The sequence below is a fragment of the Xanthomonas vesicatoria ATCC 35937 genome, assembly GCF_001908725.1.
Taxonomy (GTDB): domain Bacteria; phylum Pseudomonadota; class Gammaproteobacteria; order Xanthomonadales; family Xanthomonadaceae; genus Xanthomonas; species Xanthomonas vesicatoria.
Genome location: NZ_CP018726.1, coordinates 84,522 through 95,891 on the forward strand (window position 1 = coordinate 84,522; position 11,370 = coordinate 95,891).

General features: G+C 60.4%; 10 protein-coding genes. All 10 read left to right on the forward strand.

The window, feature by feature from the left end; genetic code table 11:
* Positions 1 to 71: 71 nt before the first annotated feature.
* Entirely contained in the window at positions 72 to 212 is a 141-nt protein-coding gene (locus BJD12_RS24700; RefSeq protein WP_005989641.1) for a hypothetical protein, read from the forward strand.
* Positions 209 to 463 (forward strand): hypothetical protein, encoded by a 255-nt coding sequence (locus tag BJD12_RS22835; RefSeq protein WP_005989643.1) that lies wholly within the window; start codon positions 209 to 211, stop codon positions 461 to 463. The genes BJD12_RS24700 and BJD12_RS22835 overlap by 4 nt, the downstream gene beginning before the upstream one ends.
* A gap of 9 nt (positions 464 to 472) precedes the next feature.
* Complete coding sequence (locus BJD12_RS22840; protein ID WP_031424565.1) at positions 473 to 760, forward strand: hypothetical protein; 288 nt, start codon at positions 473 to 475, stop codon at positions 758 to 760.
* An 83-nt stretch (positions 761 to 843) separates the two neighbouring features.
* Positions 844 to 1,284 (forward strand): hypothetical protein, encoded by a 441-nt coding sequence (locus tag BJD12_RS22845; RefSeq protein WP_005989647.1) that lies wholly within the window; start codon positions 844 to 846, stop codon positions 1,282 to 1,284.
* Positions 1,285 to 1,340: 56 nt separating this feature from the next.
* Positions 1,341 to 3,308, forward strand: coding sequence for a helicase-related protein (locus tag BJD12_RS22850; protein WP_005989649.1), 1,968 nt, complete (start codon positions 1,341 to 1,343; stop codon positions 3,306 to 3,308).
* A 100-nt stretch (positions 3,309 to 3,408) separates the two neighbouring features.
* Positions 3,409 to 4,659, forward strand: a complete 1,251-nt coding sequence (locus BJD12_RS22855) for a tetratricopeptide repeat protein (protein WP_005989651.1) — start codon at positions 3,409 to 3,411, stop codon at positions 4,657 to 4,659.
* Between the two features lie 347 nt (positions 4,660 to 5,006).
* Entirely contained in the window at positions 5,007 to 7,634 is a 2,628-nt protein-coding gene (mobH, locus tag BJD12_RS22860) for a MobH family relaxase (protein WP_005989653.1), read from the forward strand.
* Positions 7,631 to 9,484 carry a conjugative transfer system coupling protein TraD gene (traD, locus tag BJD12_RS22865; protein WP_005989655.1) on the forward strand — a complete coding sequence of 618 codons (1,854 nt, stop codon included), beginning with the start codon at positions 7,631 to 7,633 and terminating at the stop codon, positions 9,482 to 9,484. The genes mobH and traD overlap by 4 nt, the downstream gene beginning before the upstream one ends.
* The gene (locus BJD12_RS22870; RefSeq protein WP_005989657.1) at positions 9,484 to 10,131 is read left to right on the forward strand and encodes an IncC plasmid conjugative DNA transfer DtrJ family protein; all 648 of its coding nucleotides are present in this window, start codon (positions 9,484 to 9,486) and stop codon (positions 10,129 to 10,131) included. Before traD ends, BJD12_RS22870 begins: the two co-directional genes overlap by 1 nt.
* A gap of 15 nt (positions 10,132 to 10,146) precedes the next feature.
* Positions 10,147 to 10,968, forward strand: coding sequence for a hypothetical protein (locus BJD12_RS22875; protein WP_031424567.1), 822 nt, complete (start codon positions 10,147 to 10,149; stop codon positions 10,966 to 10,968).
* Positions 10,969 to 11,370 lie beyond the last annotated feature (402 nt).

Here is an 11,370-nt window from a genome sequence, read left to right on the forward strand (position 1 = left end):
CGCTGGTTCAACTACCCACCAGGGGAGCATTCCCTGCAGGGGTGCTCCATTTTCCAATAGAGAGCACACCCATGTATCCCATCATCGTGTCAGCAGGAGTGGTTGCAGTAGCGTCCGATTCGGACAGCGAGCTTGAACCGGGATCGATTGCCGATGACCCCGCCTTCAACGATCCGTTTCGCACCGAACCTGATAGGGAGCTTTGGCCATGAACAGCCTCGTTGCCCTGGTTTCATCTCGCAACGGCGGCATCGACATCGTCTTGTTCAATAAAGAGCGCGAGCGAACCCTTAGCGTCACTCATGGCACCGGACTGACCGTCACGGACGCCCTGTGCGATGCGCTGGCTCAGCACACCGCCTTCTTCATCGACGAAGACGTCGAACTTGCCCTTTGTGTGGCTGCACTTCGCAACTCTGAGGTGCAGCTATCTATCCGGAACGGAACCATCCACGCGCATTAAAGGATGCACATGAACCCACTTAACATCCGTGTCGCACATGCAAAGGCAGAGATTGCGATCTTGGCCGGCCGCGATGAGGGCCTCGACGCTCTTTGGGAAACCTTGGAGGATGCGTTCGCCCTCGGAAAGCAGCAGTACCATGCCGGTGAAGAGAGCATGCCCCTGCTGTTCGTGGGCGCCCAGGATCTCCAAGATCGCTGGGTGTCCGGCCAGGACTTCGCGTTCGAGCTCGAACAGATGGAAAACTGCGAGCTCTGCAAGGCAGCACGTGGCGACCCATGTGAGATCCATGGTTGACTCAACCCAAAGGCCCCCGATTCTCGGGGGCCTTTTTTTTGCGTCACGTTTTACAATGGATCTGTCTAGTCAATGGAGCATCTATGTACCCTAAACACGTCGATGTCAGCACGCTAGACTCTGATGACTTGGTGGAGCTTAGAGACGGGCGCAAGATTTACATCGTTCCTGACGACGACATGGACAGGGTTGACGTGTTTGACGTGCAGGGGGCTCCAATCGGAGCGTTCCATTTCGCAATGATCCAAGATGCTGACGATTCATACTGGCACCACTTGACCTGGCAGTATCTCGATGCGCAGGATGGCTATCGTCGGTGTGGGATCGGCCAGAAGGTGCTGGAGATCGCAATAGAGCTCTGGGATACCAGGATCACGGCCGGGGAGAGCGATGGAAACAAGAGCAGTCTGGGTGATCACCTTCAGGGCGACGGCGTGCCCTTCGTGGCTAGAATGCGGGAGAAGGGGTTGATCGCCAGGTCAAGTTACGACCCCGCACCGGAAGCGAAGTGGGATGAGGACTGAAGTGCAGAATTCCTGCGCCACCAACACCCACGCGTGATGATGGCTAAGTTGTAGGGATGGCATCCTCTAAATCCAACAATGTCTTCTTACGCGTCGGCCAGCTGGCCACGCTAGGCGTGGAAGACCGTTGGCAGACGGCCATATACCTCCCTGAGTCCATAGACGACCTGCGGACTCAGCACAGTTCAGCGCCCGCGTTGAGCACGGAAGCGTTCGAACCGATCGTGCTTAGGCTGGTATCTGCACCATCCGTTACCAACCGCCCGTTCCTGATGGTCAAGGCGACTGTTGAGGACCGCGAGCGCGGCCAGTACCAGGCCCAGTTCAGCGGTGACCTGCAGGCATGGATGGATAGCCTGAAGCAAGGCTTGGTGATTTGTGCCATGGCCAAGGCTCGTTGGTGGAATGAGACCCTGACCGTGCTGGTGAAGGAGAGGATCGAGAAGGAGTGGTACGGAAAACTTCGCCCCAACTACAAGGGCCGTCCGAAAGGCTTGACGGGCTCGGATCTTCGCCGGCTGATTCAGCAGTACCTCGAGGAAGGCATCCCGGACGCGTGCGAGCGCTTGGTCGAGCACTTGGCTCCGCTGGGGAAGATCGATGAGTTGCTCGAAGAGGTCGGATGCCCGGGCTGGAACCTGCGGTCGCTCTTTCTGCAAGCACACCGCCCACACACTCCTGAATACTGGGAACACAGCATCTCTGCGTTGACGCGACTGGACGCGCTCGCCGGATTGCATCGGGCCAAGGCCGGAGGGCCTAAACCTATTTCCAATCCTTTCCATATTTCCACAGTCGAGAAGCGACTGCGTTCCGCCGGAATCTCGCTTACTGACGACCAGACCAACGCACTCGCTGTGTACCGAGCAGCGTTGGCTAGGAAGAGGCCTGCGCGGGTCATGAGCCTGGGTGACGTTGGCACAGGCAAGAGTTTGTGCATCTACATGGTGGCCGCCGGTATCGCCGATCAGGGCGGACGCTCCATGTGTCTCTTTCCCAACTCGCAGCTGGCCGTGCAGATGATGGAGGACTTCAAGCATTGGGCGCCCGATCTCGAAATGAGCTTGGTAACTAGTGACAGCGACGCTTCGGTAAACCTCGAGGCCCCGATCCTGATCGGCACAACGGCGTTGCTCACCCGCAAGCTTCCCAAGGTGGATGCGGTTCTCGTGGACGAGCAGCACCGTTTCAGCCGTGAGCAGCGCGAGAAGAAGGTCGGGCGACACACGCACCTGTTCGAGTTCACGGCCACCTGCATTCCCCGCACGGAGGCGCTGGTCCGCATTGGTCTGTACGAGACCGTCGAGTTGCGACAGACCTTTGCCCCGAAAACCATCTACACGCACCTGCACATCGGGCGAGAGGGCCGGCGCGACCTGTTCAACATGCTTTTGGATGACTTGAAGAACGGGGGGCGTGTGCTGGTGGTCTATCCCCGCAAGAATCTGGATGACGTTGAGGCCGTCGAGGGGATGGAGTCCCGCATGGAAACCAACCCGATGCATACGGTCGAAGGCGCGCTTCCCGGCTGGCAGGCCAAGTTCGGAGATCAGGTCGCATCGATCACCTCCGACAACACGACCGAGGAAAAAGTGGCCACGCTGGACGCATTTGCGGATGGCCGCATCAACGTTCTGGTCACCACGACCGTCGTGGAGGTGGGGCTGAACCTGCCCGGCCTCTACCGAATCGTCATCGTGGACCCGACCCGATACGGCCTGGCCACCCTGCACCAGCTGCGCGGGCGCGTCGCCCGCAAAGGCGGGGAGGGGCACTGCGAGCTGCTGTGCGACGACAAGCTCAAGGCCGAGCAACAGGACCGGCTGGATTTTTTCTGTGCGACCACGGACGGGTTTAAGATTGCCGCCCGCGACCTGGAGCTGCGTGGCGCTGGTGATTTGGGCAGCGGCAGCGATCGCCAGTCCGGCGCCGACTTCGTGTTCCTGATCGGGCGCAAACTCAGTATGGCGGACTTCAGTCTGGTCCTGCCGATCTACACGCGGCGGATACCCGAAGCTGCCTGAAGGAGCCGAAAAAGGGGGGCATTCCGCATGCTCATCCGCGGGTTCGTTACATCGCAGGCCCACTACAGTCCACCACGTCCCCAAACCGTGGCTCGACTCCTTGAAACTGCGAATCCTCTCCCTGGCGGTGATCGCCTCCTTGGGCGCCGGCTCTGCGCTGGCTGCCGACCACACCCATCGAACCGAGGATGCCGCAGATCCGGACCTCGAGCGACTTGAAGTATCAGCGAAGGCCGGCAATGCGGTTGCCGCGTCCAGGCTGGCCGCCCTCTACCAGCAATCGGGCGACCGTCAGCTGCAGGCCAGGGCGCTGGAGGTGCTGTCGTCTTGCGACGCTCAGATGCACCCAATTTGCCGGGTAGACCTCGGCTTGGCCTACGGGCGACAGGCGCTCCTAGATGACCTGGACGAAGATCGCCGCCAGCAGCTGGCTCGCCAGTCCATCTTTCGGATTACCCATGCAGCGCACATGGGCAATGCCGATGCCGTGCAGCTGCTGACGGACTTCGCCAACGCCGGCCTGGGCGGGCGCCGTACGGCAGCAATCTCCGCGGCGCAAGCCTCGCCTGAGGCAGGTCCCACTGCGGTGGAAGATCACCGCCACACCCTAGAAGTGCCCGCGATTAGGCGTCCGAAGACGACGAGGGCCGCTTTTTCAGAATATCGCAAGGACGGCATCTTCCTTGCAGCTGAACCTCGACCGCTACTGAACCCGCTCATCCGCCCATTGGAGTTCACGGCACGGTCTGCACAGCCTATGCCCGTACTCGTTGCATCCGTTGGCAAAGTGCCGGTGGTGCCCGCGTCGCCGGCGCCGCTGGAGCTGCAAGGCCTCCAGGGTGAGCTAGACCAAGCGATGGAGCAGCTGCAGGTGGCTCGTATGCAATTGGAGGAATCCAACAGGACCATCACGGCGCTGCGCGAGCAGATGCTGGCCACGCAGGCGCCTGCTTCGGCATTTGTCGATGCAGCCGCCCTGAATCGCAAGGCGCTGGATGCCGCCATGAGCGGCGACTACGAGACTGCAATTCCGATGTTCCGCAAGGCCTCCGAGCTCAACCATGCGGGGGCGATCAACAATCTCGCAGCGATGTTCGTCAACGGAACTGGCGTTGCAAGGGACATGCAGCAGGCCGTCAATCTCTTTGAACGGGCGGCTCAGCTAGGCAATGCCGAAGCCGCCGAGAATGCCGCTCGGATCTACAATTACGGCATCGGCCGGGGCAAGGATCCAAGCAGGGCACGTACCTGGTACCGGAAGGCCATTGAGCTCGGCTCCGTGCGCGCCGCGCAAGAGCTGGCGGACATGGAGCGCAACATCGAAGCCGACGTCTACTTCAAGCCCGTCTAGTGCCAAGCATGCTTCCCCCAAATCGGTTTTTGGTCGCCGGCTGAGCGTGGTTAACTGATTTCAAGGGCAGGACACCCACGCCTCGTCAGGGGGGCGATCACAAGGACAGCAATAGGGTTTCGCGAAGGAGCGGTACGACCAGCACACGGGCAGGAAGCTCGGAATCTGGTGGATGGCAGGATGCCAACCCCGACCATGGAGAGGCCACATCACCCCCGCGCCGTAGGGAACACGGTGCGGGGTTTCTCGTTTAGGGGTCAAAAAAAGGGTGGAAACGGCCGGCATTCCATGGGTTCGTTACACCTGTGCCCAGCCAAAATCGATCGCATGGGAACGAGGATCCATCCATGTGGTTGAGGGGGCTGTTCGGCAGCAAATCAAAGGCGGAACAGGCGGTGCCGGTGCCGGCGCAGGCTGAAGAAACGGGCCAGACACCGCCGTCGCCCGCGGACACGCATCAGGTCAACACTGCGGCGATCGTGCATCGCGCGCAAGTCCCGCCCGCGGGCCCCACCTACGCTGGCCAACCCATTCCTTTCTACCCCAACCGCGAAGAGGCCGTCCCTTCGGCGCCGCCGAAGATGCTCCTGGAAACGCAGGGCGCTCTGGTGCAGAAGCTGCACCAGGCATCGGGCTTCAGCTATGAAGACTTCGACCGCTATTTGCGGCCGGTCCTGTGTAGCTACGCGGAATTCGTTCACCTGTTGCCTGCGTCGGAGAACCACCATCACTGGGACATTGGAGGTCTGCTGCGCCATGGTCTGGAATGCGGCTATCACGCCGCGAGGCGCTGCGAGGCGGCCGTCTTCGCCTTGGACTTCACCCCAGCCCAGCGCAAGGCGCTTGAGCCTCGATACCGCATGTGCGCCATTCTCGGCGCCCTGATGCACGATCTCGGCAAGCCGCTATTCGACGTCGGAGCCGTCGATGAGAGCGGTAAGCTGCAGTGGGATCCGCACGTGCTTTCCTTACACGCCTGGCTGTCCGAGAACAAGCTCCCGCATTACTTCATCACCTGGCGTCACGCGCCGCGTGGGACGAAGCATGAAGCCTTCACCACTGCCGCTATTTACCGCATCGTGCCAGAGGAGACGCTGCGATGGATTGCCGCAGCCGGCAGCCAGAAGCCGTTCTCGGAAATGCTGCTGGCTATGAGTTCGCGCCACGATCCGTCCAACCCGCTGGTCGACATCATCAAGCAGGCGGACCAGATCAGTGTATCCCGCGACATCCTCGCTTCTCGTTCGCGACTGGCCCAGACAGGTCAGGGCGGTCTGCGATCGGTGGCATCGCGCCTGGTGCGTTCGTTGCACGACAAGATCCTGTCGGGCGAATGGCGCTTGAACCGGGTCGGAGACCCGGTCTGGTACACAGATGACGGAATCATTGCCGTCTTTCCGGAGATCACACATCGCATGGTGCAGTCGCTGCGCGATAGCGGCGAGCAGGGAGTCGTCCACGACTCGATGCAGGTGCTGGAGATCCTCGCCGATTACGGCTTCACCCAACCTAATATTCTCCCTGATGGCCGCGCGATGCACACTTGGCACGCCACCATCGATGGCGAGGACCGTGGCAAGCAATTTTCGCAGCGCTTGCAGGTCATCCGTTTCCACACCGAAACGATCATCCCCTCGGTGACCGTGATGCCCACGCCGGTCAAAGTGACCTGGGAGCCGGCCCCGGGGCAGAAGGCCGTCAGCGCCCCCGCCTTGCCCGCTGCAGCGACCACGAAGGCTGAGGAGGGGGCGACCGACCAGGCCCACGTCGAGGAGCTGGAGCAGGCTCCGATCGTCCTGGCCAGCGGCGAGCTTCCTGCCAAGCCGAGCCTTGCCGATGCCGGCACATCGAACACCGTGACCTCGGCACCAGCGGTGCCGCCACAGGAGCTGAAGGCAACGCAGGACGGGCACGCCGCGTCTTACCCACACCTATACCCGGCCGACATGCTTAAAGACGTTGCCGTGCCAGAGCGGGTTGGTGGGGACGCTTCCGATCCCGTCCTACCGCCTGCTCAGGAGCTCACGGGACCAGGCGAACTGGCCATCAAAGAGGCCCCGAGTGGTGCCGACGACCCGGACCACCCGTACTTCCGCGATCGATCGACAGAAAAAGATGCGCGCACGGAACAGATGCGAGAGGCACGGGAACTGATGCGTTCAAACTGGCCGCCGGCGACCGAAGAAGAGGCCAACCAGTGGCTGAGCGCCAAGCGTCCAATGGGTATCTATCTGCAGGATATCGCCATGGCAATGAAGGCTAACAAGCTGCGACTGGGCGAACACATCTTCCTGCTTGATGAGCGCGTCAATCTCAAATTCCCCCTGGTGTTCGAGGGTCTCGGCGCCGACGTATATGAGCTGCGCACTGAATTGAGTGAGATCGGCTGGATTGAGCGCGACCCGTCCACACCGGCGCGAGTGAACGTCTCCATCACGCACCCGCGTACATCGCGCCCAGTGGAATGCATTCGCCTCAACGAGGACATGAGCCATGTCTTTCAGCTCGTCGCAGCGAGTGCGTTCGGCTCGCCTGTGGAGGAGGAGGAAGCTCCGTCGACACCGACCACCATCGGTCCGTATCTAACCGCCGACGACATCGGCAAATGGACGGCCATGTCCTTCGCTGGCACGGGCGACCCTGAACAGGCGGCGGTGCTACGAAACGCGGTCTATCGCTTCTTGAAGGATCGGCACGCGCCCACCGACGACACTCTGGCCAACCTGGTCGATCTGGACGAACGGCTTACCAAGGTCACCTTGACCGACTTCCTCGGCGCTCACCGCGGCATCAGCCGCACGGCCGTCCACAACAAGTGCGTAGACAAGGCAAACCCGCTGTTCGTCATAACCCAGTTCGCCAACGCCGCTGCGGCGCGCTGGGAGCTGCGGATCAATCCACTCTACAACGCCCAGCAGGACGCTGAGACGGCAACGCTAGTGCGCGATCGCATCTATAGGGAGAACAATCCGTGAGTGTCTTCAAGGACATCTACAGGTACGAGGATCCGTTCCGGACCATCTACGAGTTTTATGCCATCGCGGCATGGGCCGTCGCAGCCTTTCTGACGATCCTGGTGCAGGCCGTGAGCCCGTTCCCGCCAGGAATCTTCATTGTCGTGTCGGGACTGTGCCTTGCCATGGCAGGAGTCAGGGGCTTGAAAGCGAAAAAACTATGGTCTTTGCAGAAGAACCTGAGCGGTCAAACCCTATCTTTTATGACTCGGCAGGAGCTACGCGATATTTGCGCGTCCCATCCGCAAGAACTGTTCCTGGGCTTCGGCTTCACCTGGGCGCAAGACATGGCGCAGATGACACATCAAATCGAGCGCGCTGATCCCGCACGACTAACCTTCGACGACAGGAAACAGATGGGACAGCCGTGGATCCACGGCATTGGCATGATGAAGGAGGGACCAATTTTCCTGCCGCTAGACCATACCGCAGGCCACATTCTGCTGATCGGCACGACCCGCGCCGGCAAGTCCCGTACTTTGGATTCGATCATCGCCCAGGCAGTCGACCGCGGTGAATCCGTGATCATCTGGGACCCGAAGGGCGACAGGGGCCTGCGCGACTCAGCGCGTAATGCATGCGCGGATTCGAACCGACCTAACGACTTCATCTACTTCCACCCCGCGTTCCCAGAAAACTCAGCTCGTATTGACCCGCTGAAGAACTTCAACCGCGCCACCGAACTGGCCACCCGAGTTGCAGCACTGATTCCGTCCGAAACCGGTAATGATCCCTTCACCGCACATGCGATGGGCGTGCTGACCAACATTTGCGAAGGCATGCTGATGGTGCACAGCAAGCCGACTCTGGTTAAGCTGAAGCGCTATGTGGACTCCGGCGTAGAAACGCTGCTGCGCCAGGCCTGTGAGAAATACTTCACCACCGTCCATCCGGAATGGAGGGATGAGGTCAAACCATTCCTCGATAAGGCCAAGAAGAACGATAAGGCCATCTGCAACGTTTACGTCGAGTACTACCGTGACGTGATCCAGAAGAAGAAGCCGCATGCCGGCCTTGAAGGCCTTATGGGCACCTTCAGCCATGACGCATCGCACCAGCAGAAGATGTTGGCTTCGCTCGTTCCCGTGCTGACCATGCTCACCTCAGGCACGCTGGGTGGACTACTCTCCCCGGATCCGGACGATGTTGATGATGAGCGTCCTATCACCGACTTTGCGCGCATCATCGCGAACCGCCAAGTCTGTTACATCGGCCTGGACTCGTTATCAGACAACATGGTCGGCTCAGCAATCGGCTCCATGTTTGTTTCGGACATGACTGCGGTTTCGGGCGATCGCTACAACTTCAGTGAAGGTGCGGACACAAAGCCCGTCAACCTCATCATCGACGAGGCAGCAGAGCTGGTCAGCGACAAGATGATCCAGCTGCTGAATAAGGCGGGCGGTTCAAATCTTCGACTGATCATCGCCACGCAGACCTTCGGTGACTTTGCAGCGCGAGTGGGCTCGGCTGAGAAGGCACGAATGGTGTTGGGCAACCTGAATAATGTCATCGTCCTACGCACGATCGACGGCAACACGCAGGAGTACATTGCCGAGTCGCTGCCCAAGACATGGGTGCGCCACATCGAGTACGGAAAGGGCACCGATACCGGAACTGCCAAGGTAGGTGAGTTCGGATACCGCATCACCGAGTCGATAAAGGAAACCCAGGTGCCGCTGGTGGCGCCGGCGATGCTCGGCTGCCTGCCGAACCTTGAATTCTTCGGCCGCATATCCGGTGGCAAGCTGGTCAAGTGCCGGATTCCGCTGCTTGACTCCACGCCCACGCCACAGAAGGAGCGTGCGTAATGGCACATCGCATCGAGGAGGCACTCACCACCTGGAAATTCATCATCATCGGGTGCTTGTGCTACCTGGCGGCCATCGCCTTGTTCGCGTCTGAAGGCTATGTCAGCAAGATGCTGGAACGGGAGCGTCAACTCAACTATGGCGTGCTTGGGCCCGGCCCTGCAGGCCATGCTGAGTCACGCGCTTACGCCTGGTACAAAACGGGTTTCGTCGACAACGGTATGGTCCTCGGCACCCTCCGAATCGTGACGCCAGAGCAAGGTTCAGACACCACCAGCACAGCTGCCAATGCGGTGTCTCCAGCTTTGGAATACGTCGAAAGTCGTGTGAGGACGATGTGGCTACTGGTGTACCAGCTGCTGGTGCGGTTGTCGGTCACGGTGATGTGGTGGCCCTACGGGGTTCTGATCTTCATTCCGGTCATCATCGATGCCTTGACGCAGCGACGCATTGCGTCGACCAATTTCTCAACTCCATCTCCAACGATGCACATCATGGCTAAGTCGATGGTGTGGGTCTTCCTCATCGGGGCGGTGGCAATCATCTTCGCCCCGCTTCCGCTCAATCCCGCACTAACACCGCTATTGATCATGCTCGGTGCGAGTGCGTTTTGGCTGTCGATCACGATGTTCGCAAAGAGCGCCTGATACATGGAAGGAACCATGCAATACCTGACCGTTCGCGAAGTCTTCCACCGCTGGCTCAATAAGTACAACCACGACGCGCAGTCGGTGTCCCATGCGGCACGTCGAAAGGCCTTCTCCGCACTTGTAGATCCCACTTTGGGGAGCCACTTGTGTGGCACCTTGAAACAGGAGGATGCGCGGCGGACGCTGCGCGAAGGCGCGGCACTTCGCTCCCTAGATTCGGCCGCAGCCGCTTTTCACATGCTCAACCAGGCGATGGCCTGGGCTGACCTGTGGCCGGCGGAAGCTGTGGTGTATGAGCCGTTCATCGCTGGGACGTCACTTGAAATCCCTCTGTCGTCCTATCAGGTGGCCGCCCTGGTGACGAAGCTTCCGGTGAACTACAGGGTGGCCTGCCACATCATTCTGCTGACTGGCATCAAGCCTGCGACCCTGACATCGATAACGATGGGCGCTTTCATGAGCGCGTTCGAGGCGTCGATTGACACGGACAGCCCTGACCTGATCCATCCGGTGTACGTGGCCAACTCCCCCCAGCCCGTTTTCCTGACTAACCCCGTGCTGACCGCCATGAACAAGCACGTTAGCCGGTGCAAGGACGCGGAGCGCGTGTTTCAGATGGCACCAACCTCCATCGCGTCCACCTGGAACCGATATGCGGGCGATGCCCCTGTACTAGGTCGCTTCAAAGGCACCGCAGCAACGCACCTGTTGAAGCTTGGCGCCGATGCGCACGCGCTCTCTGCCAACCTCGGGGTAAGCTTGGCGTCCGCAGGAGCGCTCATGGAGCGTCTACGTCCCGCCAGCCAGAGCGTGCAGCAGGAAGCATTAGCGTGACCAGCCGTTTCTGAAAGCGCTACAGCGGAAAATTGATGGCGCTAGCTTTTGACAACTGCCATCAATCTACGAGACACCGAAAGCGGCGCAACTGCGCCAGCACAACACCGATCGTAAGGCGACCCAGCACTGCTGGTGTCACGAGTCACGCTTGATGCGACTGAGGCATGAAATAAGCGACTGGCTTTGGCGAAGGCGCACAGGGTCCGAACAGCTGCGCCAAAGGGAATGCCGGGCTCTGTGCTCGATGCCGGCGTTGGTGGTCGCCAAGGGTTCGACCTGGATGACGCCCTGGGCGGATCCGCCTCGCTGTCGCCTCGCCCGGCTGGGGGCAGGTTGGTTTACTTACCGCCGCTGCCCGGCCTTGCTCGATGTAGGCGCTGGCCAGCTCGACGGCTGACG

What these genes read in the sequence shown, in the direction of transcription:
- BJD12_RS24700 (WP_005989641.1), top strand. Translation starts at nt 72, where the DNA reads ATGTATCCCATCATCGTGTCAGCAGGAGTGGTTGCAGTAGCGTCCGAT.
- BJD12_RS22835 (WP_005989643.1), top strand. Translation starts at nt 209, where the DNA reads ATGAACAGCCTCGTTGCCCTGGTTTCATCTCGCAACGGCGGCATCGAC.
- BJD12_RS22840 (WP_031424565.1), top strand. Translation starts at nt 473, where the DNA reads ATGAACCCACTTAACATCCGTGTCGCACATGCAAAGGCAGAGATTGCG.
- BJD12_RS22845 (WP_005989647.1), top strand. Translation starts at nt 844, where the DNA reads ATGTACCCTAAACACGTCGATGTCAGCACGCTAGACTCTGATGACTTG.
- BJD12_RS22850 (WP_005989649.1), top strand. Translation starts at nt 1,341, where the DNA reads ATGGCATCCTCTAAATCCAACAATGTCTTCTTACGCGTCGGCCAGCTG.
- mobH (WP_005989653.1), top strand. Translation starts at nt 5,007, where the DNA reads ATGTGGTTGAGGGGGCTGTTCGGCAGCAAATCAAAGGCGGAACAGGCG.
- BJD12_RS22870 (WP_005989657.1), top strand. Translation starts at nt 9,484, where the DNA reads ATGGCACATCGCATCGAGGAGGCACTCACCACCTGGAAATTCATCATC.
- BJD12_RS22875 (WP_031424567.1), top strand. Translation starts at nt 10,147, where the DNA reads ATGCAATACCTGACCGTTCGCGAAGTCTTCCACCGCTGGCTCAATAAG.